The sequence below is a fragment of the Pseudoxanthomonas sp. GW835-FHT14C01 genome (assembly GCF_058793715.1).
On record NZ_JBXAGB010000001.1, the window covers coordinates 77,062 to 103,324 of the forward strand.

The 26,263-nt window shown below is 66.8% G+C and carries 21 protein-coding genes and 1 riboswitch; of the genes, 10 read left to right on the plus strand and 11 right to left on the minus strand.

Annotated elements, in window-relative coordinates:
• Positions 1 to 12 precede the first annotated feature (12 nt).
• Positions 13 to 1,878, plus strand: a complete 1,866-nt coding sequence (locus tag AC1Q5B_RS00355) for an ATP-binding cassette domain-containing protein (protein ID WP_492629770.1) — start codon at positions 13 to 15, stop codon at positions 1,876 to 1,878.
• Positions 1,879 to 2,043: 165 nt separating this feature from the next.
• Here the strand turns inward: AC1Q5B_RS00355 and ppc are convergent, their stop codons facing one another.
• Positions 2,044 to 4,767 carry a phosphoenolpyruvate carboxylase gene (ppc, locus tag AC1Q5B_RS00360; RefSeq protein ID WP_492629771.1) on the minus strand — a complete coding sequence of 908 codons (2,724 nt, stop codon included), beginning with the start codon at positions 4,765 to 4,767 and terminating at the stop codon, positions 2,044 to 2,046.
• 153 nt (positions 4,768 to 4,920) lie between these two features.
• A riboswitch (S-adenosyl-L-homocysteine riboswitch) is annotated at positions 4,921 to 5,048 on the plus strand.
• Positions 5,049 to 5,083: 35 nt separating this feature from the next.
• Here ppc and ahcY point away from each other — a divergent pair.
• From ahcY to AC1Q5B_RS00380, 4 genes are all read left to right on the plus strand, one after another.
• Complete coding sequence (gene ahcY, locus AC1Q5B_RS00365) at positions 5,084 to 6,526, plus strand: adenosylhomocysteinase (RefSeq protein ID WP_492629772.1); 1,443 nt, start codon at positions 5,084 to 5,086, stop codon at positions 6,524 to 6,526.
• A gap of 200 nt (positions 6,527 to 6,726) precedes the next feature.
• Entirely contained in the window at positions 6,727 to 8,127 is a 1,401-nt protein-coding gene (locus tag AC1Q5B_RS00370) for an MFS transporter (protein WP_492629773.1), read from the plus strand.
• Positions 8,124 to 10,496, plus strand: coding sequence for a GH36-type glycosyl hydrolase domain-containing protein (locus AC1Q5B_RS00375; RefSeq protein WP_492629774.1), 2,373 nt, complete (start codon positions 8,124 to 8,126; stop codon positions 10,494 to 10,496). The genes AC1Q5B_RS00370 and AC1Q5B_RS00375 overlap by 4 nt, the downstream gene beginning before the upstream one ends.
• 26 nt (positions 10,497 to 10,522) lie before the next feature.
• Complete coding sequence (locus tag AC1Q5B_RS00380; protein WP_492630922.1) at positions 10,523 to 11,005, plus strand: gluconokinase; 483 nt, start codon at positions 10,523 to 10,525, stop codon at positions 11,003 to 11,005.
• A 16-nt stretch (positions 11,006 to 11,021) separates the two neighbouring features.
• Here AC1Q5B_RS00380 and AC1Q5B_RS00385 read toward each other — a convergent pair whose 3' ends face one another.
• Positions 11,022 to 11,579: a DUF3228 family protein gene (locus tag AC1Q5B_RS00385; protein WP_492629775.1), complete on the minus strand. Its 558-nt coding sequence runs from the start codon at positions 11,577 to 11,579 to the stop codon at positions 11,022 to 11,024.
• 153 nt (positions 11,580 to 11,732) lie between these two features.
• Between AC1Q5B_RS00385 and metF the strand changes: the two genes are divergently transcribed.
• Both metF and AC1Q5B_RS00395 read left to right on the plus strand, forming a co-directional pair.
• Complete coding sequence (gene metF / locus AC1Q5B_RS00390) at positions 11,733 to 12,566, plus strand: methylenetetrahydrofolate reductase [NAD(P)H] (protein WP_492629776.1); 834 nt, start codon at positions 11,733 to 11,735, stop codon at positions 12,564 to 12,566.
• Positions 12,567 to 12,662: 96 nt separating this feature from the next.
• Positions 12,663 to 13,256, plus strand: coding sequence for a hypothetical protein (locus AC1Q5B_RS00395; protein ID WP_492629777.1), 594 nt, complete (start codon positions 12,663 to 12,665; stop codon positions 13,254 to 13,256).
• Positions 13,257 to 13,268: 12 nt separating this feature from the next.
• Here AC1Q5B_RS00395 and AC1Q5B_RS00400 read toward each other — a convergent pair whose 3' ends face one another.
• From AC1Q5B_RS00400 to rimK, 5 genes are all read right to left on the minus strand, one after another.
• Positions 13,269 to 14,642, minus strand: coding sequence for a sensor histidine kinase (locus AC1Q5B_RS00400; protein ID WP_492629778.1), 1,374 nt, complete (start codon positions 14,640 to 14,642; stop codon positions 13,269 to 13,271).
• Entirely contained in the window at positions 14,629 to 15,312 is a 684-nt protein-coding gene (locus AC1Q5B_RS00405) for a response regulator transcription factor (protein ID WP_492629779.1), read from the minus strand. The genes AC1Q5B_RS00400 and AC1Q5B_RS00405 overlap by 14 nt, the downstream gene beginning before the upstream one ends.
• A gap of 2 nt (positions 15,313 to 15,314) precedes the next feature.
• Positions 15,315 to 15,920 (minus strand): hypothetical protein, encoded by a 606-nt coding sequence (locus AC1Q5B_RS00410; protein WP_492629780.1) that lies wholly within the window; start codon positions 15,918 to 15,920, stop codon positions 15,315 to 15,317.
• Positions 15,917 to 16,396, minus strand: coding sequence for a hypothetical protein (locus AC1Q5B_RS00415; protein WP_492629781.1), 480 nt, complete (start codon positions 16,394 to 16,396; stop codon positions 15,917 to 15,919). The genes AC1Q5B_RS00410 and AC1Q5B_RS00415 overlap by 4 nt, the downstream gene beginning before the upstream one ends.
• A 287-nt stretch (positions 16,397 to 16,683) precedes the next feature.
• Positions 16,684 to 17,559: a 30S ribosomal protein S6--L-glutamate ligase gene (gene rimK, locus AC1Q5B_RS00420; protein ID WP_492629782.1), complete on the minus strand. Its 876-nt coding sequence runs from the start codon at positions 17,557 to 17,559 to the stop codon at positions 16,684 to 16,686.
• 234 nt (positions 17,560 to 17,793) lie between these two features.
• Between rimK and AC1Q5B_RS00425 the strand changes: the two genes are divergently transcribed.
• Positions 17,794 to 18,363: a hypothetical protein gene (locus AC1Q5B_RS00425; protein ID WP_492629783.1), complete on the plus strand. Its 570-nt coding sequence runs from the start codon at positions 17,794 to 17,796 to the stop codon at positions 18,361 to 18,363.
• Position 18,364: 1 nt separating this feature from the next.
• Here the strand turns inward: AC1Q5B_RS00425 and AC1Q5B_RS00430 are convergent, their stop codons facing one another.
• Complete coding sequence (locus AC1Q5B_RS00430) at positions 18,365 to 20,062, minus strand: type 4 pilus major pilin (protein ID WP_492629784.1); 1,698 nt, start codon at positions 20,060 to 20,062, stop codon at positions 18,365 to 18,367.
• Positions 20,059 to 20,370, minus strand: a complete 312-nt coding sequence (locus tag AC1Q5B_RS00435; RefSeq protein WP_492629785.1) for a conjugal transfer protein TraD — start codon at positions 20,368 to 20,370, stop codon at positions 20,059 to 20,061. The genes AC1Q5B_RS00430 and AC1Q5B_RS00435 overlap by 4 nt, the downstream gene beginning before the upstream one ends.
• Before the next feature lie 357 nt (positions 20,371 to 20,727).
• Between AC1Q5B_RS00435 and AC1Q5B_RS00440 the strand changes: the two genes are divergently transcribed.
• Together AC1Q5B_RS00440 and AC1Q5B_RS00445 are read left to right on the plus strand one after the other, a co-directional pair.
• Positions 20,728 to 22,389: a MobA/MobL family protein gene (locus AC1Q5B_RS00440; RefSeq protein ID WP_492629786.1), complete on the plus strand. Its 1,662-nt coding sequence runs from the start codon at positions 20,728 to 20,730 to the stop codon at positions 22,387 to 22,389.
• Between the two features lie 38 nt (positions 22,390 to 22,427).
• Positions 22,428 to 23,096, plus strand: coding sequence for a BglII/BstYI family type II restriction endonuclease (locus AC1Q5B_RS00445; protein ID WP_162377373.1), 669 nt, complete (start codon positions 22,428 to 22,430; stop codon positions 23,094 to 23,096).
• Here AC1Q5B_RS00445 and AC1Q5B_RS00450 read toward each other — a convergent pair.
• Together AC1Q5B_RS00450 and AC1Q5B_RS00455 are read right to left on the minus strand one after the other, a co-directional pair.
• Entirely contained in the window at positions 22,987 to 23,745 is a 759-nt protein-coding gene (locus AC1Q5B_RS00450) for an MT-A70 family methyltransferase (protein ID WP_202935632.1), read from the minus strand. The two genes, AC1Q5B_RS00445 and AC1Q5B_RS00450, sit on opposite strands and share 110 nt — an antisense overlap.
• A gap of 1,009 nt (positions 23,746 to 24,754) precedes the next feature.
• Positions 24,755 to 26,254 (minus strand): tyrosine-type recombinase/integrase, encoded by a 1,500-nt coding sequence (locus AC1Q5B_RS00455; protein ID WP_492629787.1) that lies wholly within the window; start codon positions 26,252 to 26,254, stop codon positions 24,755 to 24,757.
• Positions 26,255 to 26,263: the final 9 nt, after the last annotated feature.

Here is a 26,263-nt window from a genome sequence, read left to right on the forward strand (position 1 = left end):
TACAATGGGCGCATGTCCCTGATGCAATTCCAGCGGGTCGACTTCAGCGTCGGCGGGCCGCTTCTCCTCGAACACGTCGACCTTTCCATCGAACCCGGCGAGCGCGTCTGCATCGTCGGCCGCAACGGCATGGGCAAATCCACGCTGATGCGGCTGATGGCCGGCGAACTGAAGCCGGACGATGGTGAGATCCGCGTGCAGAACGGCGTGGTGGTCGCGCGCATGGCGCAGGAAGTCCCACAGGACACGCAGGGCACGGTGTTCGACGTGGTCGCCGAGGGGCTGGGCGACCTGGGCCAGCTGCTGGCGCGCTATCACCATGCGCTGCACGACGGCGACATGGATGCGATGGGCGATGCGCAGGCACAGATCGAGGCGCGCAACGGCTGGGATCTGGACCGCCGCGTGCAGCAGGTGCTGGAGCGGCTCGAGCTGCCGGAAGAGACCGACTTCGCCGCGCTGTCCGGCGGCATGAAGCGCCGCGTGCTGCTGGCGCAGGCGCTGGTGCGCGATCCCGACATCCTGCTGCTGGACGAACCGACCAACCACCTCGACATCGAGGCGATCGCCTGGTTGGAAGGCTTCCTGAAGTCCTTCGGCGGCAGCATCGTCTTCGTCACCCACGACCGCAGCTTCCTGCGATCGCTGGCCACGCGCATCCTCGAGATCGACCGCGGCCAGCTGACCAGCTGGCCCGGCGATTACGACAACTACCTGCGCCGCCGCGAGGAACGGTTGCATGCCGAAGCGCAGGAGAATGCGCGCTTCGACAAGCTGCTGGCGCAGGAGGAAGTCTGGATCCGCCAGGGCATCAAGGCGCGCCGCACCCGCAACGAAGGCCGCGTCACCGCGCTGAAGGCGCTGCGCCGTGAGCGCGCGCAGCGCCGCGAGCTGTCCGGCAACGTGAAGATGGAGGCCGCCGCCGCGCAGGCCTCCGGCAAGAAGGTCATCGAAGCCACCCATATCACCCAGGCCTACGACGGCCGCACGCTGCTGGACGACGTGTCGGCGACGATCATGCGCGGCGACCGCGTCGGCATCGTCGGCCCGAACGGGGCGGGCAAGTCGACGCTGCTGAAGATCCTGCTGGGCGAACTGGCGCCGCAACACGGCGAAGTGAAGCTGGGCACCGGCCTGCAGATCGCCTACTTCGACCAGCACCGCAGCCAGCTGGACGAGTCGCGCACGGCGCTGGAGAACGTCGCCGAGGGCAGCGATTTCGTCGAGATCAACGGCAGCCGCAAGCACGTCATCGGCTACCTGCAGGACTTCCTGTTCTCGCCCGAGCGCGCGCGTGCGCCGATTACCCGCCTGTCCGGCGGCGAGCGCAACCGCCTGTTGCTGGCCAAGCTGTTCGCGCAGGCGTCCAACCTGCTGGTGATGGACGAACCGACCAACGACCTGGACGTGGAAACGCTGGAGCTGCTGGAGGAGCTGCTGCTGGACTACAAGGGCACGCTGTTGCTGGTCAGCCACGACCGCGACTTCCTCGACAACGTGGTCACCAGCACGCTGGTGCTGGAAGGCGAAGGCCGCCTGGGCGACTACGTCGGCGGCTACTCGGACTGGCTGCGCCAGCGCCGCACGCCCTCTGTTTCCGCCAGCGCCACCTCGCCGGTCAAACCTGCGTTGTCGAAGCAACCCGAACCTGTGGCCGCCAAACGCAAGCTGGGTTTCAAGGAACAGCGCGAGTTGGAACAGCTGCCGGCACGCATCGAAGCGCTGGAAGCCGAGGTGGCCAGGCGCACCGGGGCCATGAACGATCCGGCGTACTACCAGCAGCCGCCCGCCGACCTGCAGCGCGCGAACGACGAACTGGCCGCGAAACAGGCGGAGCTGGACCACGCCTATCAGCGCTGGTCGGAGCTGGATGGCTAAAGCGCGGTTCCTGTCGTAGGAGCGACGTGAGTCGCGACCGCGCGCAGTGACTGCCGACGGGCGTCGCCGCACACGCCGACCGAGCCCCCCTTTTTTTTCTTCGAGCCATCGCGACCGGATGGCGTGCGGTCGCGACTCACGTCGCTCGTACAAAGGCGAATCCGATCACCCGGTGTTCTGCACGCCCTGCGACACGCCATTGATACTGGCAACCAGCGCATGCAACAGCGCGTCGTCCTCCCGGTCGCTGTCGCGCCAGCGCTTCAGCAGATCGGCCTGCATCACGCTGATCGGGTCGATGTAGGGATTGCGCAGGCGGATCGACAGCGCCAGCCGCTGGTCGTGCTGCAGCAGCCAGTCGTTGCCGTTGAGCGCCATGACCCACTTCGCCGCCGCGGCATGCTCGTGCCGCACGCGCGGGAAGAATTCGTCGTGCAGGTCGCCCGACATCTTTGAATACATCTCGGCGATGCTCAGGTCGCCCTTGGCCAGCACCATCGAGATGTCGTCGAGGAACGTCTTGAAGAACGGCCAGTCGCGCGCCATCTCCTTCAGCGCATCCTCGCCGTACGTATCCACGGCCGCCTGCAGGCCGGTGCCCACGCCGTACCAGCCGGGAATCACCGCGCGCGCCTGGCTCCACGCGAACACCCACGGGATCGCCCGCAGGTTGCCCAGCGCGGCGTCCTGGCCCAGGCGGCGCGAGGGTCGCGAGCCCAGCGTCATCCGTTCGATCACATCGATCGGCGTGGCGCTGCGGAAGTAGTCCATGAACCGCGGCGATTGCACGAAGGCGCGGTAGGCCTGCGAACTCTCCTGCGCGACCAGCGCCATGATCTCGCGCCATGTCGCCTCGCGCGGCTCCGGCGGGCGCGGACGCAGGCTGGACAGCAGTACCGCACCGACCGACTGCTCGAGCGAACGCAGCGCCAGCGCGCGGATGCCGTACTTGCGATGGATGACTTCACCCTGCTCGGTCACGCGCAGGCGGCCGTCGACGCTGCCGCGCGGTGCCGCTTCCAGCGCGCGCGTGGTCTTGCCGCCGCCGCGGACGATCGAGCCGCCGCGCCCGTGGAAGAACGTCAGCTTGATGCCCAGCGCTTGGGCGGCATCCACCAGATCGACCTGGGCCCGCTGCAGGCCCCAGCGCGAGGCGGCGATACCGCCGTCCTTGCCGCTGTCGGAATAGCCGAGCATCACCATCTGCACGTTGCCGCGGGCCGCCAGATGCGCGCGGTAGACCGGATCGGCCAGCAGGTCGCGCAGCACCTCGGTGCCGTGGCCGAGATCGTCGATGGTCTCGAACAGCGGCGCGATGTCGAGCGGCACCTGTCCCGCATCGTCGACCAGCCCGCCCCGGCGCGCGAGCGCCAGCACGGTCAGCACGTCGGCGCGGCTGTGCGCCATGCTGATGATGTAGGTGCCCAGCGCATCGGTGCCATGACGCGCACGCGCATCGGCCAGGGCGCGGAAGACGGCATCCAGCCGCCCGTTGCCTTCCTGCTCCGATGCCGGCAGCACGGCCTCGCCGCTGGCGTAGGGACCGAGCAGCGCCGCACGCTCGACGGCGTCGCGGTCCTCCCAGCCCTCATCGCCGAGCGCGCTGGCGACGGCGCGCGCGTGCACGCTGGACTCCTGCCGCACGTCCAGGCGCGCGAGGTGGAAGCCGAACGTGCGCACGCGCCAGGCCAACCGGCGGATCGCGAACCAGCCCGCGTGGATGCCGCGATTCGACTCGAGGCTGTGCAGGATCAGATCGACATCGCCGGCGAGTTCGTCGGGCGACGCGTATGCCTCCGGCCTGTCTTCCAGCGTGGCCTGCAGGCGCGCGCGCATCAGGTCGTTGAGCAGGCGATACGGCATGTCGCCGTGGCGCGGACGCGACTTCTCCGCGGCCTCGGGCATCAGCGCGCGGTACTCCTCCACGCGTGCCAGCACCTCGGGCGATACGCCGATGACCGACGTGGACTGGCTCAGCAGCGTGGTGAGCTGGCGCAGTTCCTTCAGGTAGCGCGCGAGGATGGAGCGCCGCTGCGCATTCAAGGTGGCGGTGATCGTGCCTGCATCCACGTTCGGGTTGCCGTCCATGTCGCCACCCACCCATGTGCCGAACCGCAGGACCCGCGGCAGGTGCGCGGTGACCTGCGGTGCGGCGCCGTAGACGTCGGTGATTGCGTTCTCGAAAGTCTCGTACAGCACCGGGATGACGCGGTAGAGCACCTCGATCAGGTAGAAGCCGACATGCTCCCGTTCGTCTTCCACCCCTGGCCGCACCGGCGACGAATCGGCGGTCTGCCACGCCGAGGTCAGCGCCATGCGGAAACGGGCCGTGTCGGTGGCCAGTTCGCCGGGCGTGCGCGTGCCGTCCAGCCCGTTGATCAGGCTGGCCACCATCAGTTGCTCCTTCTCGAGCAGCGCGCGACGCACCGCCTCGGTCGGATGCGCGGTGAACACGGGCTCCACGTCGATGCGCGGCAGCCACTGCGCCAGTTCTTCCAGCGTCACGCCCTGCGCCTTCAGCTTGGACAGCGTGTCGTGCAGGCCATCGGGCTGCGGACGGGCACTGCCGGCACGCTGGTAATCGCGGCGGCGGCGGATGCGGTGCACGCGCTCGGCGATGTTGACCACCTGGAAGTAGGTGCCGAACGCACGGATCAGCGACTCGGCCCGTTCCGGCGCAAGCCCGTCCAGCAGGCCCGCCAGCGACTGGGGCGGCTCGCCGGTCTGGCGGCGGGCGATGGCGGTGGTGCGTACCCGCTCCACCTCGGCCAGGAACGCGGGCGACACCTGCTCGGCCAGCATGTCGCCGACCAGGGCGCCGAGCCGGCGCACGTCCTCGCGCAGGGGGACATCGGGTGGAGCGAATTCGAGACTGCGGGGGCTGTTCATGCGCGCGGCGTGGTTCCCGTCGTTCGTTTGGTCGTGATTGGTATTGTCCCTGGGGAGAACTGGTCTGCTGCAGGGCAACAATCCGAAGCCTAACCGAATCGTCTGGGCCGTGCGCCATCGTTTCATCCGGAACAAGCGATATAATGCCCGCCCTTCGCCGAGGGGCGCTGCGACCGTGACATGTGCGGATCCTTCCGCAAGAGCCTGCACTTCCTTGTGCAGACGCTCCACATAGTCCGGCCAGGCTCGGTGGAATGATCCTGCAACGGCGCCCGGACACCCTGCGATCCCGATCGCACAGACCGGAGCAAGAGCCATGAATGCAGTACGCACGTTTTCGACCGAGGGCGACTACAAGGTCGCCGACATCTCGCTGGCCGACTGGGGCCGCAAGGAACTGGACATCGCCGAGCACGAGATGCCCGGCCTGATGTCGATCCGCCGCAAGCACGCCGCCACCACGCCGCTGAAGGGCGTGCGCGTGACCGGCTCGCTGCACATGACGATCCAGACCGCCGTGCTGATCGAGACGCTGAAGGACATCGGCGCCGATGTGCGCTGGGCCTCGTGCAACATCTTCTCGACCCAGGACCACGCCGCCGCCGCGATCGCCGCCACCGGCACGCCGGTGTTCGCCTGGAAGGGCGAGTCGCTGGAGGAGTACTGGGACTGCACGCTCGACGCGCTGTCCTTCCCCGACGGCAAGGGCGGCTTCCTGGGCCCGCAGCTCGTCGTCGATGACGGCGGCGACGTGACGCTGCTGATCCACAAGGGTTACGAGCTGGAACAGGGCGACGAGAGCTGGGTGAACTCGGCCTCGGGCAGCCACGAGGAACAGGTCATCAAGGACCTGCTCAAGCGCGTCGCCAAGGAACGGCCGGGCTACTGGACCCAGGTCGTGGCCGACTGGAAGGGCGTCTCGGAAGAGACCACCACCGGCGTGCATCGTCTCTACCAGCTGGCCGAACAGGGCAAGCTGCTGATCCCGGCGATCAACGTCAACGACTCGGTCACCAAGTCCAAGTTCGACAACCTCTACGGCTGCCGCGAGTCGCTGGCCGACGGCCTCAAGCGCGCGCTCGACGTGATGCTGGCCGGCAAGGTCGCGGTGGTCTGCGGCTACGGCGACGTCGGCAAGGGTTCGGCGGCATCGCTGCGCGCCTACGGCGCCCGCGTCATCGTCACCGAGATCGATCCGATCTGCGCGCTGCAGGCGGCGATGGAAGGCTATGAAGTCACGACCGTCGAGGACACCCTCGGCCGCGCCGACATCTACGTCACCACGACGGGCAACAAGGACATCATCACCCTGGCCCACATGAAGGCGATGAAGGACCAGGCCATCGTCTGCAACATCGGCCACTTCGACAACGAGATCCAGGTCGATGCGCTGTACGCGTCGGGCGCCACGCGCACCAACATCAAGCCGCAGGTCGACAAGTTCACCTTCGACAACGGCAACGCGATCTTCCTGCTCGCCGAAGGCCGCCTGGTGAACCTGGGCTGCGCCACCGGCCACCCGAGCTTCGTGATGTCGAACTCGTTCTCGAACCAGACGCTCGCACAGATCGACCTGTGGGCGAACAAGGACGCGTACGAGTCGAAGGTCTACATCCTGCCCAAGCAGCTCGACGAGGAAGTGGCGCGCCTGCACCTGGAGAAGATCGGCGTGAAGCTGACCACGCTTACCAAGGACCAGGCCGACTACCTGGGCGTGGCGGTCGAAGGTCCGTACAAGCCGGACCACTACCGCTACTGATCGACGCGGCGGTCGCGTGTCACTCCCAGAACGGGCGCCTCGCGGCGCCCGTTCTTCGTTACGTGACGGCGATCCGCGGCCCCGGCGCGCGTCCACGCTTGCCTCGCCGGCGCGATCATCGCAAGCTTGGCCGCCGTTCCGAATCGCCACCGGCCAGTGCTTCCCGGCCTGTCGCATCGCGGAACATTCCGGGAGTGGACATGCCACGCGATGAAGGAAGCGCGGATACCGCGCGCGCCGGCAGACGTACGACGGTGGCCGCGGAACCGCGCCTGGGCGAGAAGATCGGCTACGGCGTCGGCGACTTCGGCTTCAATCTCTACTGGGCCAACATCTCGGCCTTCCTGCTGATCTTCTACACCGACGTGATGGGGCTGGCGGCCGCCGCCGTCGGCACCATGATGCTGGTCACCAAGGTCGTGGATGCCATCACCGACCCGCTGATGGGCGCGCTGGCCGACCGCACGCGCAGCCGCTTCGGCCGTTTCCGTCCGTACCTGCTTTACGGCGCGCTGCCGCTGGCGTTCACCGGCGTGCTGACCTGGACCGTGCCCGACCTGGGCGACGGCGGAAAACTGGTGTGGGCCTATGCGACCTTCACCCTGATGATGCTGGCCTACACCGTTGCGAGCATTCCCTACTCCGCGCTCTCCGGCGTGATTACCGGCGACAGCCAGCACCGCACGCAGCTGATCAGCTTCCGCTTCATCGCCGCGTTCGCCGGCACGATGGCGGTGAACTGGCTGACCCTGGACCTGGTGCGGTGGCTGGGTCGGGGCGATGCGGCGCTGGGCTGGCAGTTGACGCTGTCGCTGTACGGCGTGATCGCCACGGCCGCGTTCGTCACCGTCGCGCTGACCACGCGCGAACGGGTCGCGCCACTGCCGCAGCAGCGCAGCGCGGTGCGCCAGGACGTGATGGACCTGCTGCACAACCGGCCGTGGATGGTGCTGTTCGCGCTCGCCCTGATCATCATGGTGACCATCGTGATGCGCGGGGGTTCGCTGGCGTATTACCTCAAGTACCACCTCGGACGGCCCGAGCTGACCGGCCTGTTCCTCGGCACCTATGCGCTGGCCCTGGCGGTGGGCGCCGGACTGACGCCGCTGCTGACGCGCTACGTGGACAAACGGCGCCTGATGGCTTGGCTGATGGCGGGCGTGGGCGTCACGAGCGGTGCGATGTTCTTCGTTCCCGCCGATGCGCTCTGGACCCTGTTCGCGCTCAACCTGCTGGTCGGCCTGATGCTGGGCCCCAAGTCGCCGCTCGCGTTCTCCATGTACGCGGACTGCGCCGATTACACCGAATGGAAAACAGGACGCCGCGCGACGGCGATGACGTTCGCCGCCGCGACGTTCTCGCAGAAACTCGGCGGCGCGCTCGCCTCGGCGACGATCGCGTGGATCCTCGCGGGAATGGGGTATGTGGCCAACGAAGCGCAGTCCGACGCCTCGCGGCTCGGCATCGTGCTGCTGCTGACCCTGATTCCCGGAGGTGTCGCCCTGCTGGCCGCCTGGGTGATGCGCTTCTATCCGCTGGACGACGCGATGCTGGCGCGTGTGCAGACCGAATTGGGCGCACGACGGGAGGCATCGGCATGACGGATTCGACCTGCGGTTTCGAGGAACAGGGTCGTCGCTTCGTGCTGACCAGCCCCACGGCGATGCCGGCCGCGTCCACGTTCCTGTGGAACCGGCGGATGCTGCTGCAGCTCAACTGCCGCGGGTTCGCCACCGCGCAGTTCATGCAACCGGAACCGGCCAAGTACGCGCATGCGCCGACGCTGGAGGCGAAAACCTTCATGCAGCCCGAGCAGCCGTACTACGCGCACCACCCGGGCCGCTTCTGCTACGTGAAGGACGAGGAGGACGGCAGCCTGTTCTCCGCGCCCCACGAGCCCGTGCGCCGCCTGCCGGACGCGTTTGCGTTTTCCGTTGGCCTGAGCGACGTGGTGTGGCACGTTCAGTGCGCGGGCATCGACGTCGAATTGAGCGTCGTGCTGCCCGTCGACGACGTGGCGGAACTGTGGACGCTGCGCGTGCGCAACCGGTCCGGTCGACGACGACGGTTGAGCCTGTATCCGTACTTTCCGGTCGGCTACATGTCGTGGATGAACCAGTCCGGCCGCTACCGCGGCGACCTGGGCGGCATCGTCTGCGACAGCATCGCGCCGTACCAGAAGGTCGAGGACTACTTCCGCCAGCGCGACTTCAAGGATCGCACCGTGCTGCTGCACGAGCGGACGCCCGATGCCTGGGAGGCGAACCAGTTGCTGTTCGAGGGCGAAGGCGGCCTGCACGCGCCGCAGGGCATCGTCGGCACGGATCGCCTCGGGGGTGGCGACGCCGCGTACGAAATGCCCACGGCGGTGCTGCAGTACCGGGTGACGCTCGAAGAGGACGAGGCAGAGGAATTCCGTTTCGTGTTCGCGCCCGCGCGCGACGACGGCGAGATCGAGCAACTGCGCGCGCGCCACCTGTCGCCGGAGGGATTCGCTGCGGCGCGCGCCGGCAGCGCGGCGCATGTCGAGGCTGGCAGAACCTGCCTACGCATCGAAACGCCAGACCCCTGGCTGGATGCGTTCGCCAACCACTGGCTGCCGCGGCAGGTGTTCTACCACGGCGACGTCAACCGCCTGACGACGGACCCGCAGACGCGCAACTACCTGCAGGACCACATGGGCATGGGCTACCTGCGCCCCGAGGTCGCGCGCGCGGCCTTCCTGCACGCGCTATCGCAGCAGGAGCCGTCGGGGGCGATGCCGGACGGCATCCTGCTGACGGAAGGCGCCGAACTGAAGTACATCAACCAGATCCCGCACACCGACCATGCCGTGTGGCTGCCGGTCTGCCTGCGCGCCTACCTGGACGAGACCGGCGACGATGCGCTGCTGGACGTCCCGGTGACCGATCGGGACGGCCAGGTCGCGACGGTGTCCGCGCGCATCACCCGTGCCATGCGCTGGCTGCTGCAGGCGCGCGACGCGCGCGGCCTCAGCTATATCGCGCAGGGCGACTGGTGCGATCCGATGAACATGGTCGGCTGGCGCGGACGCGGCGTGTCCGGCTGGCTGACGCCCGCGACCGCGTATGCGCTGCAGCAGTGGGCAGGGCTCTGTGCACGCCGCGGCGACCACGCGCTTGCCGACGAGTTCCGGCGGGGCACCGACGCCTGCAATGCCGCCATGGACGCCCACCTGTGGGACGGCGACTGGTACGGACGCGGCATCACGGACGACGGGGTCGCGTTCGGCGTCAGCAACGACCACGAGGGCCGTCTGTTCCTCAATCCGCAGAGCTGGGCGATTCTCAGCGGCGCAGCCGATGCCGGCAAGCGCGCGCGCATGCTCGCCGCCATCGACACGCACCTCGTCTCGCCCTATGGCGTGGCCATGTTCGATCCGCCGTACACGCGCATGCGCGAGGACGTGGGAAGGGTGACGCAGAAGTTCCCCGGGTCTGCGGAGAACGGCGCGATCTACAACCATGCGGCGGCGTTCTACCTGTACAGCCTGTACCAGGCCGGCGAAGCCGACCGCGCATGGCAGGTGCTGCGCGCGATGCTGCCCTCGCCGGCGCCGGAAGACATGATGCGGCGCGGCCAGCTTCCCGTGTTCGTGCCCAACTACTACCGCGGCGCCTGGCGCCTGCACCCGCGTACCGCCGGCCGTTCCAGCCAGTTGTTCAACACCGGCACGGCCGCGTGGCTGTACCGCTGCCTGGTGGAGGAGCTGTTCGGCCTGCGCGGCGACGGCGATGCACTGCGGATCGCGCCGCAGTTGCCGTCGCACTGGTCGTCGGCGCGCGCGACGCGCTGCTTCCGGGGCGCGATATTCGAAGTCGCCATCCAACGGGTGGCGGGCACCGCCAAGACGCGGGTTGCCGTGGATGGCGCCTGGCAGGAAGACGCCACGCTGCGCGGCTTCGACAGCGGTCGCACCTACCAGGTGCGCGTGGATCTGCCGGCGTGAGCGGGCACGGCCACGTCGTCGTGGTGATGGGCGTGTCGGGCAGTGGCAAGACCACGCTGGCGCGCGCCCTGGCCGACGCCTGGCGGGCGACGTTCCTGGACGCGGACGATTTCCACAGCGTGGCGGCGAAAGCGCGCATGGCCAGCGGCTACCCCCTCACCGACCGGATGCGTGCGCCCTGGGTGCGTCGCCTCGCCACCGAACTGCGGCAGCGCGTGTCGGCGGGCGAGCGGGTGGTGCTGGCCTTCTCCGGCCTGCGCCGGCGCCATCGCGACGCGCTGCGCGCGACCGGCATGCCGATGCGCTTCCTGTTCCTGGAGGGCGACGCAGCGCTGATCGCCACGCGACTCCATGACCGTCGCGGCCACTACATGCCCGCCTCGCTGCTGGACAGCCAGTTTGCCGCACTCGAAGCTCCGGCGGCCGAGGCGGACGTGGCGCGGATCGACGTCGCGGATCCGCCCGCCGTCCAGCTGCGTCGGGCCCTGGCCGCGCTGGCGGTGCCGTGAGCCGCGACCGCGCGGCCTAGGGGCGCCAGTTGGCGTTGCGCTCCCAGAACGCGACACTGCGCCGGTAGGCCTCGCGATCGATCGGCACGCCCGATCCCCCCTCCTCCACGCCCAGCGCATTGCGCATCATCGTGATCGGAGCCATCGGTATCTCCTCGGGCGTCTGCGTGTACAGGCAACCGACGATGCCCCAGTCGCCCTCGATCGGAGCGCCTTCCCGGGCGAGTTGCGCCGCGCTGTAGAGGATCACGACCAGATAATCGGCCACCGGTGGCTCGACACCTTCGAACCAGCGCACGAGCACCGGCAGTTCCGCCGACGAGCGTGCTTCGTAGGACGATCGCAGCAGGGCGCGGTTGTCGTCGGTGATCGGCACGGTCAGGCATCGTGTCGATGTCCAGTTGCGATGCACATGCAGCCGACAGAACGGCGCATAGCCGTCGAGCACCGCCAGCGGTGCTTCCGCGTTGAGGCGCTGTTCGAAGGCCTGCGGCGTGCAGTCCTGGATGGCATTGCGGCGCCGGTCGGTCGGAAACAGGCGCGCGCGGGCGAACGGGGTGAGGACGATGGTCATGCGGCAAGCCGGGGACGGAAGGCGGCAGGGTACCGGGACCGGGACCGGACTCGAAGGAACGGCAGCACGCAGGCGCAGGAAGGACGGCCGCCACCCTAAACATTCATCCGGATGAAGAGATACAATGCCGCCACGATCAGAACGGCGCCGGCCATGCCCTCCCTCAGCTTCGAGTTCTATCCCCCCAAGACCAACGAGCAGCGCACCCAGCTCGACCGCACGGCGGACAAGCTGAAAGCCTACGGGCCGGATTACGTCTCATGCACGTTCGGTGCCGGCGGTTCAACGCTCAGCTACACCTCGGAAACCGTCCGGCACCTCAATCAGCACCATGGCTTCGACGCGGCACCGCACCTCTCCTGCGTGGGCGGCAGCCGCGAGGAGATCCGCGAACTGCTGCGCCTTTACCGCGCCCTCGGCTGCAAGCGCATCGTGGCGCTGCGGGGCGACCTGCCGTCGGGCATGGGCCACCCCGGCGACCTGCGCTACGCCTCGGAACTGATCGAGTTCATCCGCGCCGAGCACGGCGACACCTTCCACATCGAGGTCGGCGCCTATCCCGAGACGCACCCGCAGGCGGACGATGCGCTGACCGACCTGCGCCATTTCAAGGCCAAGGTCGACGCCGGCGCGGACGGGGCGATCACCCAGTATTTCTACAACGCCGACGCCTACTTCCACTTCGTCGACGCGGTACGCAAGCTCGGCGTGGAGATTCCGATCATCCCGGGCATCATGCCGATCTCGAATTTCGCGCAGCTGCGCCGCTTCTCCGAAGCCTGCGGCGCCGAGATTCCGCGCTGGATCGGCAAGCGCATGCAGTCGCTGGGCGACGATGCCGACGCCATCCGTGATTTCGGCGCCGACGTGGTGGCGAACCTGTGCGAGCGTCTGGTGAGCGGCGGTGCGCCGTCGCTGCACTTCTACACGCTCAATCTGGCCAAGCCGACCCAGACCGTGCTGTCACGGCTCAACTGGTCGGCTTGAAGCGCCCGGCACGCCGCTCGTCCGGCAGGTGAACGGACACCGATTCCGTGCGCATGCGCCATGACCTGGAGGCGCCCGCCGGATTAGGCTGACGGCATGCGTTCCCTTCCCCTGTTCGCCCTCGCCTGCCTGCTCGCGTATTCCGGCGTGCGGCCCGCCCCTGTGCAGGCGCAGCAGCAGGGCGTGCAGCGCTGCACCACGATGTCCGGCGATACCGTCTATACCGACAAGCGCTGCGAGGATATCGGCGCGATGGACCGGCTGCCGTCGACCACGACGACGGCCGCGACCGGCGCGCTGTATCGGGGCGGCTGTTCGCGCACGCTCAGCGATCTGGTGATGCAGGTATCGTCCGCCATCCAGGCGCAGGACGTGAACCGCCTCGCCGGGGTCTACCACTGGACGGGCACGTCGGACGCCGGCGCGTTGCGCATCCTCGACCGGCTGGACGTGGTGGTGCAACGCCCCCTGGTCGACATCGTGCCCATCCGTCCAGCGCCCGCACCGGTGCTGGATGCGGAAGGCGCGGTGGTCGATGAGAACCAGGACGGCTATTACCCGCAGACTGCCAGTCAGCGGCAGCGTCCGGTGGGGCTGCGTGTGGTGCAGACGCTGAAGAACAGCGCCACGCCTGCGGACACGACCTTTGGCTTGCGCCGCGCCTACAACTGCTTCTGGATCACCCTGTGACGCCGCCGGAGTTCAGGCGTTCGATGATCCGTTGACCGGCTCCTCGGCATTCGCGCCGCGGGCCGGGGAAAAACGCAGCGTCGCCACGACGCCCTTCGGCTCGCCCGGGCGCACACCCACTTGCCAGCCGTACAGCGCGCACAGGCGACTGACGATCGACAGGCCGATGCCGCCGCCCTGCGAGTGGCCCGCATGCGTGCCGCGGTAGCCGCGCTCGAACAGGCGCGCGGCATCTTCCTTGCTCAGGCCAGGGCCCGAGTCGACCACCTCCACCGCATCGGGCAGCAGGCGCACGACCACCTCGCCCTCCTTGGTGTACTTCACGGCATTGCCGATCAGATTGCCCAGCGCCACGGACAGCGCCGCCTCGGGCGAATCGACGGTCACACCGCCCTCTCCCTCGGCGCGCAGCACGAGCGGCTTGCCGCCCAGCGTGGCGCGATGGGCATCCAGCAACTGGTCGACCACGCGCGCGACATCGGTGTTGCCGTGCCCACGCTCGTTGCGCGAGAGCAGCAGCAGCGCGCTGATCAGGTCAGTGCATTGCTGCTCGGCACGCTGGATGCGCTGGATGCGGGTACGCGTCTTCTCGTCCATGTCGGGCCGCGACAGCATCAGCTCGACCGAACCGCGGATGATGGCCAACGGTGTGCGCAGCTCGTGGCTGACGTCGGCGTTGAACTCGCGGTCGCGCTGGACGACCTCGGTGAGCCGTTCGGAATAATCGTCCAGCGCCTTGGCCAGTTCGCCCACTTCGTCCTGCGGGAAATGCGGCGCGAGAGGGCGCGGATTGCTGCTGCCGCGATACGCGCGCAGGCGCGCGGCCAGTTCGGAGACGGGACTCATGACGCGTGCGGCAGACCACCACCCGATCAGCAGCGAGATGCCCGTGAATACGATCACGACGCCGACCAGCGCATTGTTGAACTTGCTTTTCGCCTTGACGGATTCCGTCTTGTCGTACGCGAGGAAGAACCAGGCTTCAGGCGTCTTCTGCACGGCGAGCCAGTAGGAGAACGGTGATCCGTCCTCGTCGGTACCACTGACAGTATGGATGCCGTTAGGAAGCTCGAACCACTCGGGCTGGTCGATCTTGAGCTGGGCGAACTTGTCGGGGGCGAATGCGTAAGCCCTCATCGTCTGGACGCGCAGGTCGCGCTCGCGCCCGCCACTCTCGACGTAACGGCGCTGATACTCCGCGATATTCTGGCTGATCGCGTCCACCACCAGATCTTCCTCCACCCGGTTGCGCACCCAGTTGGCAGAGAACGCCAGAAGAAGGGTCAGGCCGAAGCCCAGCAGCACGAACGACAGGATGATGCGGGTGCGCAGCCGCCGCCGGAAGCGGCGGTGGCGGCGGGGTTTCGGCGACTCAGCTGCTGGCATCGGGCGCGGCGATGCGGTATCCGATGCCGTGGCGCGTCTGGATGTAGGGCGAGTCGAACGGCTTGTCGACCACGGCACGCAGGCCATGGATGTGCACGCGCAGCGAATCCGAATCCGGCAGTTCCTCGCCCCAGACCCGGGTTTCCAGTTCCTGTCGCGTCACCACGGCGGGCGATGCTTCCATCAAGGCCTGCAGGATCTTCAGCGCGGTGGGATTCAGCTGCAGCAGCTTGGACTGGCGGCGCACTTCCAGCGTGTCCAGGTTGTATTCCAGCTCGCCGACTTCCAGCACGCGCGTCTGCACGCCCTTGCCGCGGCGCGACAGCGCATTCAGACGCACTTCGACTTCCTGCAGCGCGAACGGCTTGATCAGGTAGTCGTCGGCGCCGGAATCGAAGCCCGCCAGCTTGTTGTCGAGCGAATCGCGGGCCGTGAGCATCAGCACCGGCGTCTGCTTGCGCGCTTCGTTCCGCAGCTTGCGGCAGACTTCAAGCCCGTCCATCCCGGGCAGGTTGAGATCGAGGACGATCGCATCGAACTCGTGCACCACCGCCAGGTGCAGGCCGGTCACGCCGTCGGCGGCGAAGTCGACGGTATGTCCGCGCTCCTCCAGGTAGTCGCCGAGGTTGGCGGCGATATCGCTGTTGTCTTCGATGACGAGGATGCGCATGTTCAAGGACTGGGATCAAATTGCGGGGAGCGGAAATTCTTGTTCATTTCGTTTTGCACCTCGTCGCGATGCCGCCTTTTTTCGGCAACAGTCATGCAATGCGTGATTGGACGACGCGAACCCACCGGGCGTTCTCGCGTGCAGACAAGCCTACTGTCTTCTCCTGCCTGGGTAAGGATCGCATTGATCAATTCCTGATCATTGAAAACAATAGCAAGCTGGTCAGCGCTCAATCTCGATACAGCGCCATCTACACTGGTCAACTGCTGTGACATCCTGCCCAGCGCACCTTTTACTTTCTCAGCATCCTGCCTGCTGATCTCGCTGTACTTCTCTCCACCTTCCAGATCACTCAGTATCTGCTGGCGCTGGCTATCGAAGGGCGAATGGACGTTCAGAGGGTCTGCGGACGATTTTCCCTGCGAATCGATCTTCGCATCCGCCGGGAATGCACCGACCAGCATCAAGCCCAATACGACTGCCTTGTACATACCTTCATTCTCCTGAGTAGCCCTTTTGAGAGCGGCGAGAGGCCTTATGCCCGCGACGATCGCCGTCAATCCAACGGATGCGATTGTTGTCCACTGTGCTTCGAAACGGCGGATCAACTGCCTTTATTGTATGTACCCGACGGATTGCGGCGCATCGTTTCCTGCGCCTCCTGGGCGTCGCGGCGACGCTCGGCCACGGTCTTGCACTGGGTGGTGGTGCGCAGCGAGCCGATCTGCGCTTCGCGACGGCACACGAGGCGGCTGTCGGCCGCGGCCTGCGAGAGGATCTGGTTGATCGTGTTCTGCTCGTTCAACAGCTGGGTCTTCTGCTGCGGGTTCAGCGAGCCGCCGTTCTCGTTGACGATCGTCGCCAGCCTGGCCAGCGATTCCTTGACATTGGCGCGGTCGGCGGCGGCGATCTCGGCATAGGTTTCGCCGTCGTCGAGCTGCTTCTGGATCAGCTCCACCTGCTCGGGCAGCGGCTTGTTCAGATCGAGCGCTTGCGCCTTCTGGGATTTGTCGCGGGGGGCGGCATCGGCGGCGGCGACAAACGCCAGTGCCACCAACGCGGCGAGAATCGAGCGGCGCATCATGCGTCCTTACGTAGTGAGAGTTACCGAATTTAGCCAGCGCAGGTCGGGGCGGCAAGTGGCATGCGCTTGGTGGCGCCGGATAAAACAAGGCCCAGGCGGGTGGTCGCCCGCCTGGGCCAAACTGATGCCCCGATTACCGTAATCCTGTGCTTCCAGAGATATCCACCGGAGGAACGCAGAGCTGCGGTCCGGCCAAGGCTACGCGGTTTTCGATTAAACCACCGTTAAAGAGCGCGTTAATTCTGCGTGAAATCCGATGCGGCGGTCGCAGCGGGACTTCTCTTGCCCTATTCAGCCCGCGCCGCAAGGTATTCGACGATGCATCCGGCCACGTCCACGCCGCAGATGGCCTCGATACCTTCCAGGCCGGGGGTCGAGTTCACTTCCAGGACCAGGGGGCCACGCCGGGCGCGGATCAGGTCGACCCCTGCCACCCCCAGCCCGAGGACCCGGGCCGCGCGGATCGCCACGGCCCGCTCCTCTTCCGTGGCCACGGCCTGCAAGGCGGTGCCACCACGATGGAGGTTGGAGCGGAAATCGCCTTCCGGCGCCTGCCGCCGCATCGATGCCACCACCTCGTCGCCGACCACGAAGCAGCGCAGGTCCGCCCCCTCGGCTTCGCCGATGAACTCCTGCACCACGAAGCTGGCATACAGGCCGCGCAGGGCTTCGACCACGCTGCGGGAGGCCGAGGGCTTTTCGGTCAGCATCACGCCGGCCCCCTGCGCGCCCTCGTTCAACTTGATGACGTGCGGCGGCGGGCCGAGCATCGACAACAGGTCGCTGGTGTCGTCCGGATTGTCGCCGAAGACCGTGACCGGCAAGTCGATGCCCTGTGCCGCCAGCAACTGGTGCGCACGCAGCTTGTCGCGCGCGCGCAGGATGGCGTCCGACGGATTGGGGCTGTAGGTGCCCATCAGCTCGAACTGCCGCAGCACGGCGGTGCCGTAGCGCGTGATCGAGGCGCCGATGCGCGGGATGACCGCATCATAGCCGGCCAACGAGCGCCCTTTGTACCGGAGCTGGAAACCCGTCGAGGCGATGCGCATGTAACAGCGCAGCGGATCCAGCACGCGGACCGTGTGGCCACGCTGCCGGGCGGCCTCGACCAGGCGGCGCGTCGAATACAGCTTGCCGTTGCGCGACAGGATGGCGAGCTTCATGGGGAGTCGGTCACGGGAGGCAGGCACAGCATGCCACGCCCGGGGGACGGGACGATGACAAGGACAGGGCGGGAGGGTGCGAGATGGAGCGGGTGATGGGAACAGAATCCAAAACCAGCTAACCCCTTGAGCTAAAAAACGTTTGTTTTCGGGCCTAGGGGGTAAAACGATACCTCAAACGATACCCAAGCATAGCGGGGTCGTGGGTCGCCACTCAAGCACCGGAGTGGCGACATGCGTTTCAACCTCCACGCTGCGCTGTTTGCGCTGGCCTTCCTGTTCTCTGTGCCAGTGCTGGCTCAGACCACGGTAAAAATCGGAGCACGCACGCTCCCGGTGACTTTCCTGCCGGAGGTTCGTGGGGAGGCTGAGCTAGACCAAGACAGTTTTGCCCGTCAGGTGGGCCGCGTGTTGCGGGACCATTCCGCTACAAAGGAAACCGAAGCCTGCGCCATGCTCTGCCGCGCTCCGTCCGGTGCCTGGGGCGCGCTGCCGCTGACCATTGGCGCGCACACGGCTTGCCCGGTCGCCAACCTCTGCCCGCAGGGCATGACTGCCACCGGAGCGGGGATCCATTCCCACCCGACCGCCGAAACCTACGTGACCAACGAAGCGGACATGGCCCTGCTGGGCCAAGACAAGCACCTGCGCCGCCGTGCCGGCCAGTCGGTGCGGGGCGGCAACCCCGAGCAATTCAGCGCCGAAGACTTCGCCGGTGGCGAAGGTTACATGGTCAGCGGCACGACGCTTTATCACCAAGCCGGCCGGCGCGCCGTGCGCGACCTTGGTCCGCTGAACCCTTGAGCTACCGGCATTTCGATGAGGTTTCGTAACTGCACGTCATACCTTGGTCTGCCGTGACATGCGTGTAGCACATGAAGACGGGTTGCCCCGCAGGAATGGCGGACACACGGTCATACGTGGCCCCCGTGCACGCACCCCCAGGAGAAGCAACGCTGGTCGAGAAGCGGGAAAGGAAATTCCACTGGCAAAGCGGCTGGGCGCCCTCCATAAGCTCGCTGCCATTCATATCCGGAATTGCCTTGGTCGGGCAGGTATCCGCCGGTGGTGAGCAGGTATTCACTTCGTTGCGCCGTGCGCCGGTGATGGCCCAAGCGCTCCAGGTGCTCCACGTGACCGGAGGCAGCGTGGACGTGCCCGCGGGGCAGTTGTAGGAGCCGGTGCGGTCGCGCGACTGCTGAGCTTCCCACGTGTGCGATCCGACCTGGCCCGAGGGGCAGGGGGCGCTGGCATTGACCCATTGAGTTTCAGTTTGCGGAACCGGCGCCGGACAGGTCGCGCACGTGTTGACCTGGGCACGCGTGGCGCCCGTGTCGGTCCAGGCCGACCAAGTGCCCACCGTTGCCGGAGGCAGCGTGGTGGTGCCAGCGGGGCAGTTGTAGGAAATGCCGCGGCTGCGCGATTGCTCACGCTCCCAGCTGCGCGTGCCGTATTGGCCGGCGGCGCAGCTGTTGGGCGTGGCCACCCACTGCGCTTCCGACTGCGTCGACGGAGCCGGGCAGTTCACGCACGTGCTGCCCGTGACTGTCCAGGCGGTCCAGGGGCTCACGGTTTCGCGCGGAGCGTCCCACGCTTCGGGGCAATCAAACGTGTGCTGGGCGGTGCGCCCTTCCATCACCGCACCAAACTGGCCTGCCGCACACGCGACGCTACGCGCTTCCGATTGCGTCCACGCCGGCGGCACCACGCACGCGGCCACTGTGGTGGGGGGCGTGATCGGGGGCGGTGTGACGCTGGGCGGTGTCGTGGTGGTCACGCTTGACGGCGGGGGCGTCGGCGGCAGGAAAGACGGAGGCGGGGCAACCGGTGGAGCGGTCAGCGCAGGAGCAATTGGGCCAGCAGGACCTACAGGACCCGCAGGACCCACCGGGCCACCCGTCGGCGGCGAGGTTGGAGGCGAAACCGACGGAGGAGCAGGCGGCAGAACGAGAGCCGGGGCGGCCACGGCCGTGCCGGCCACCAAGCCGGAGTGATAGACGAACTCCATGGTGGCCGTGTCGGCCTGGCCGCAGGCGGCCGCAGTGGCGCCGGGGTTGAGCCGACCAGCATCGTAGACGCTCACCCCTTCGACGCGAATGTCGTAGGCATCGCGCGAGACCGCGGCCGCCAGGCGGGGACACACGTCAGCAGGGGCAAACGGATACACCACCACGAACCCATCCGCCGCGGCTTTGACCGAGTGGGGCGCGATGGTCACCGACGTGCCCCAGGAGGTGCGGAGCGTGTCGCCTTCGACCATGCGGGTGGGCGCTAGGCCATCTTCCAGAACACGCGAAGCGCTCACACCCTGGAAACTGCCGAGCAAGCCAAACGACCTGTCCACGGCCGTGGACAGGTCGCGCAGGTTGTCCTGTTCGCGCTTGGCCTGGGCGGCGGCCGAGGCCGGGGCAAGGACAAGGTAGATCCCCAACGAAAGCGCAGACAGCGCGCCCAGGGTCAGCATGGTCTCAACCAGGCCCCAGCCGGCCTGAGAACGCTTCATGACCTGGCACTCTTTCGAGCGGCGGCACGGGCTTCTAGGTGGTCGAGGCCCTTGCGCCGCAGCCGGTCGCGGCTTTGCGGTTGTTGTGCGAGTTGTTCGGAAACGGCCAGCAGCGCGCCGACAATTTCCGCCTCGTTCCACTCGTCCACCCCTGCGGCGATGACGAGACCACCCAGCTCAATCTTGCGGTGCGCGTCTGCGCGTCGGTCGGCTTCGCGTTGCTTGAGTTCGGCGCGGCGGCGTTTCCGCTGCTCTTCGCGTTCGGCCAGGAGCAGTTTGGCTTGCTCCTTCGCCACCGCTTCAATCATGCGATCCAGTTTTAGCTTTCGCTTCTCAACATCTGACACGACCCACGCTCACAAAAGCCTTGATAAACCATGCAAGCAGAAATCGCGCGGAGCGCAAGGGGGCGAAGCCCAATTGTTGGCGCGAGCGGACAGCGAGCGCCGCTCTTGATTTGGCTAAAAAGTTGACAGCTTTCGTGTGCATGTAAACCTGAAACCGGGGGCCAGCGAGCGACAGCAATAGCGCACTTATGGTTTCGCTCCGCGAAACCGTGCGGTCAGGGGCTACGCCCCCGACACCCCGGCGCGCTTCGCACGCCTGCCCCCAATGCTCGCCCCCAGAGGGGGCTGCGCTTCCGTCGTTGTTGGGGTTTTCGTTACGTGGCGATTTACTCGGTCCAGGTGAAAAGTCTCAGCCGTGGGAAGGGCGACAGCGCGACCGCTGCCGCTGCCTATCGCGCTGGCTTGTGCCTGGACGACCCCAGCGGCGCGCGCCACGACTACAGCAAGAAGGCCGGCGTGCTTTCCGTGGACATGCTCGCGCCCGATGGCGCGCCCGCGTGGGCCACGGATCCGCGCCAGCTGTGGGCCAAGGTCGAAGGCCACGAAACACGAAAGAACGCGCGGGTTGCGCGTGAAGTGCTAGTAGCCCTACCCCACGAACTCACGCCCGAGCAGCGGCGCGGCCTGGCTAAAGACCTGGGGCAATTGCTGGTAGACCGCTACGGCGTCGCCGCCCAGGTTGCGCTCCACGCACCCGACAAAGGCGGAGACAACCGCAACTTTCACGCGCACATACTCATCACCCCGCGCCAGGTGGGCCCGGAGCGCTTTGGCAACAGTGCGGCGAAGGTCCTGGACGAATTCAAGGCAGGGGCGCAGGAACTGAAAGACCTACGCGCCGCCATCGGCGCGCGTATCAATGCCGCCCTAACCGCCGCTGGCGTTGCCTCGCGCGTGGACCACCGCCGACTGGTGGACCAGAAAGCCGACGCACTGGAGCGGGGCGACTTCGGCGCCGTGGCCCAACTCGACCGGCTGCCGACTAAACACGAGGGCAAGGCCGTCACCCAGGCCCGCCGCCGTGGCGAACGCCTGCCCCGCGCGAAGCGAAATGACAGGGTAAAGGCTGCGGGAGAACGGCGGTTCAATCGCCACGCTCGCCGTTTCGAAGAGCTGAAGGCGAAGGCAGCGGCCGACGGCCGCCTGGCCCCCATCGACGAACAAGCCGCCCACGCCCGGGCGCTGCTGGAGCGAACGAAGGAAGGCCGCGCCCGATTGGCACAGGCGACCCCACCCCCAGCACCAAGGGCCGCCGTCCAGGCGCGTGCGAAGAAGCCGCCCAAGGCCGGGGCATCCGTGCCCCGGCGGGCGGCTGGCGCCGCTGGTCAGCAGGGGAAGGGGTCGGCAGCCGTTGAGCGGGTGGCGAGAAGTAGAGACCGGGTCCAGGTGGAGAACGTGGTTATGCAAGAGGCAGCAAAGCAGCTTGAGGCGTTGATTGAGGAAATGCTGGCCCGAGCCAGGAAAGCCCTGCGGCAGCCGGAAACAACAACCCCCTGGCAGCGGGCCACCGCGCGCACCCTGCTGGAAACCCACAACGCCGCAGGCGAGGCCCGGGAGGCATGGCGCCGAACGGTCGAGGAGCGAAAGCAAGCGCGGGAAGCGGTTCGCCGCGCCCGTGCCGATCGGGGGCACTACGGGCCGCCGGCAGATGACCCGTTCAGCCGAATGCGCAGAGCCTTGGGACGCCCAACCGCGCACGACAGGCAAGCCCTTGAGGCAGCGGAAGCCGTGAGGCGGGCGAAGGCCGCCGAAGCGGAGGCCAAAGCCGAGCGCGACGCGGCAGGCCGGCGGCGTCAGCAAGCGGAAGCCAGCGCCGAGAAGGCCCGCACGCAGTTCGCGGAGGCGTTCGGCTTGCCCGTGCCCCGCTTCGACGCGAAACCCCAGCAGCAGCCCGAGCCCGCGCCCACGTTGGCCCCGGGCGTGGAGCCGACACCTGGGCGGACGTCCCTCCAGGAACGACAAAGGCCGCGCATGCGCTAGGGGTATGCAAGGGCGGCGGCGCTGAATAGGATCCGGCCATGGCCGAGACCGACTTTAGCGACTTCATCCGCGCGAACTACGAGCTCCACGAATGGCGGCACGCTGTCGCCATCCTCAAGTCGGACTTCCCAGACGAGTGGGCCGATATCCTGCGAATGCTGGAGGACTTCAGGCTCTATAAGGGCTGGATTGAGGTGGGCGGTGGCAACCGCTCTAACCTCGCCGCATGGGTTGACCACACGTTGGGCGAGCGGGGATGGGTAGAGACGAAGTTCAACACGCAGATCAAGGTTGATGAGATCACCAGGGACAGCCCAACCCACAAAGTGGATTGCTTCCGAAATCGGGTAGCGCTTGAGGTCGAATGGAACAACAAGGATCCGTTCTACGACCGTGACCTCAACAACTTTCGCCTGTTGTTTGACTTGGGCGTGGTCAGTGTCGGGGTTATCTTCACCCGGGCCGACGAGCTGCAAGAGGTGTTCGACGCGATGGGTCGCGGCTCTTCTTACGGGAACAGCACCACCCACATGGGCAAGCTGCTGCCGCGCGTGGAGGGTGGCAGCGGGGGCGGCTGCCCCCTGCTGGTCATCGGTATCAAGAAGTCCCTTTTGACCGACGCCGAGCCGCCCGCTGTGCCGAAGAAAGCGAAGGCGAAGAAGAAGCCCGCACCGGCTCCCCTTTTGGAGCCGCAGCGCGCGGACTAACCGACGGGCTCCGGTCTGCCTGCGAGTGATTGGCGTAGGTGTTCCAGGTCGGCGCGTAGTCGTCCGACTGGTTGCCCCACACGCTCCAGCCCTTGCGCGGGCCACGCGCGAACATCTCCAGGAATGGGCCAGGGCTACACGCCTCAATCAGCGGGTATTGCTCATCGGGCTTGCGGGAGTGCTCGCGCTTCTGCGTTGCTAGGAAGTTCACCTGCGTGCGGCCCGGGTCCAGCGTGCGCGCGTTCTTGCCCCGCACCCCGAACAACAGCAGTTCGGTGACGTTGCGGAAGTAGAAGCCCACCCCCCGGCCGTCTGGCCCGCCGTCCTTTCGGATCTTGTGCCACACGATGTTGGACTTGTAGGAGAACCCCCACGCCTTCATCACTTCCAGGCCTTCGGGTAGCAGCGCGTTGGGCACCCACAGATACAGGTGCGCGGTGTCGGCCACGATTTCGGACACCGGCAGGGCCATGATTTCCGGCAGGTCCATGGTGCCGTAGCGGCTCAAGCGCTTGTGCTCCGGGGCCATCTTCCCCGTGCGGTTCTGGAAGCGCCACGGCGGATCCGCCATCACGGTCTTAAAGCCCTTCGACGGGGCCAAGGCCTTGAGTTCTTGGGCCGCCTGCTGGGCGAGGTTTTTCTTGGACACTGGCGGGGGCATTGAGGGAGCAAAAAGATCCTCAATGTTCGCTGGCTGGAGTGCCAAAGGCAAGGGCAATGAGCGCGTCATGACTAAAGACTAGGAGGGCGCGCTCGCACTGGCTGCGACTGAAAAGAGAACGCCCCGGCCACCTTGACGGATGACCGGGGCGAGCTACTTTGAAGGGAAGGCCCCCGGGTGAGTGAAGCCCGGAGGCGAGCTAGGCAGGTGATGACTGCCGAGCCCAGGCGCGGCCCCTAGGGTCACGATAACAAGCCAGGGCCCGACCGCAACCCCTCCCCTTCCCTCGTCTCCTCTCACTGCCTTGGTGCCCTAGGTAGCCGTAGCACGGTGCCCGGGTGAAACCGGGCCGCGCACAAGGAACGGGCGCCCCATTGAGGGGCTTGGGTTGACCACCACCGGAGTGAGCGGGCTTTGAAGCAGGGGGACAATAGGCGCTGTTTGGCCTTGCAACCTGCGCCTACCCGGTAGTTCAAGCGTCGCAGAGGCGCGGGGAGTGCTCAATCTGGCCCCGCTCGTGTGCCCTGTCGCGATCCGACTGCCAAAGGGGGTGTGGACCAAGGACGGAAGCTAGGATGACATTCCCCAGCGACGGCTGGGGAGCGGGCGAGCCCACTGGAGAGACGCCAGGCGAGAGCCTGGTGACAGGACCCAGAGCCGGCGCGGTTGGACCGCGTGAACCTGTCGTAGCGGTGTAGTCCATCTATCACCGTGCCCGACTGTCGGGCCACCTTCGAGGTGGTAACCAGCAGGGGCTAAGTCGCCCCGACCGCCCTTAAGGCGGAGGTCCCGGGGAGACTTTGCCCTTCATCGTCGGGGGAGCGAAGCGGACCCGGCGATGAAGGGCAAAGCAGGGGGCGCTTTCGTTCTCCGTATCCCTGTTGCAGTTGCAGACACCAGACCCATGCAACCGCAATACCTGGCTTTTCCTTGCTCAAGAAAAGCCTTTGCATGCTCTGGAAAAGCAAACGGGCGAAATTTTTCGACGGCCCCTCTCCTACCGCTTGCGCTTCGTAGCCGCCACCCCTTTCAGTGCCCCCGCGAACTGCCCAGGCGTGTAAGCCGGCAGCGTCACCGGCGGCAAGAACTTCGCGAGCGTTGCAACCCGGTCCGGTAGCGTGCTGCGGTGGATGTAGTGCTTCTCCAGGACTGTCTGGCCTGCAGCGTGACCGGTCAGCGCACCGATGGCAGCCGCCGACGCGCCCGCCGCGTCCAGCCGGTCGGCCAAGGTGTGGCGGAAGCCGTGGAAGCCCTGCCCCTTCTCTTTAAGGCCCAGGCTCTTGATGTAGGCCGAGAACTGGCGGGACAGCTGCCGACCAAATCCTAGGCCTGTGCTGTTTGGTAGGTTAGGAAACAGCTGCGCATGGCCGGCGGCTCTCACCTCATCGACATACGTAAGGAACCCGGCGGCAAGAACAGGCTGGGCCAGGGGCACAAATCGCCGACTGTTCTTGTTCTTGACGCTCTGGCCCTTGGCCGCGGCCCGAATGTAGAAGCCCGGCACCCCGTCGACCGTTTCCACGTCGTCCACTCGCAGCTGCGCCACCTCATTGACCCTCGCACCGGAGAACAGGCCCAACATCGAGCCAAACCAGCGATGGGGATACTTCGAGGCCCAGGGCACGAACGCCGGCCCAAAAATGGCGCGCAGTTCTTCGTCCGAGAACGGCGCACCCCGGTCCTCGTTGTCGGGCGTGGCGACGGCGCGCACTCCGGCCAGGGGGTTAGTGGCCAAGTCTCCGGAAGCCACAAGCGAGACGAAGAACACGGACAAGCGCTGACGGTGTTTCGCAATGGTCCACGCAGCTGGCGCCGGTTCGCCGTTCTTCTTCGCCAACTCGAAGACCTCGAGCACCGGCAGATCCCGATACTCGGGGCGCTTGGACGCGTTCGCAGGCCACCAACGCACGGCGGCGAAAAACGCACGCACGTGCTCTTGGGTCAGTTCGGCCACCGGCGTGGATGGGCCTACCACTTCGGAGAACAGTCGCAGCGTGTGGCGGCTTTCCAGGACGGTCTTGGCATGTAGCCGAGCGCCCTCCAGGTCGCCCAGGTGTGCCGCGATTGCCATGGACAGGCGCAAGCGACGAGCGGCAGCGGCGGCGGCAATGCGGGCGCTGCTGGCGCTCACTTGAGCGCGGCGCTGCTCAGCCAGTGCCGAAAACATCGCAACATCTTCGGGCGTGTCCAGCCGAGCGCGATCGATTTTCGTCCCGTCGGAGAAAGTGAGACCTTCCAGGATGAGATCCTTCCGGCCTGCCGCCTGTGCCGCTTCCAATGCCTTCTTCCAATCCACGGTCTGCCCCCTGCGCAGTGCGTCGAATGCATGAGAGAGTGCCACGGCCATGCATGCGGCGACCAGTCGCGCCGCGTCCCCTGGAGGCAGATGGAGCGGACGCACGAGGAAACGCGACCCCACGACGGGGCGCAAATCCATCGGCACAAGAAAGCGGGCATAGAGCCCGCTTGGACGCGAAAGAAGCAGCGGCTTCGGCACGAAAACGAT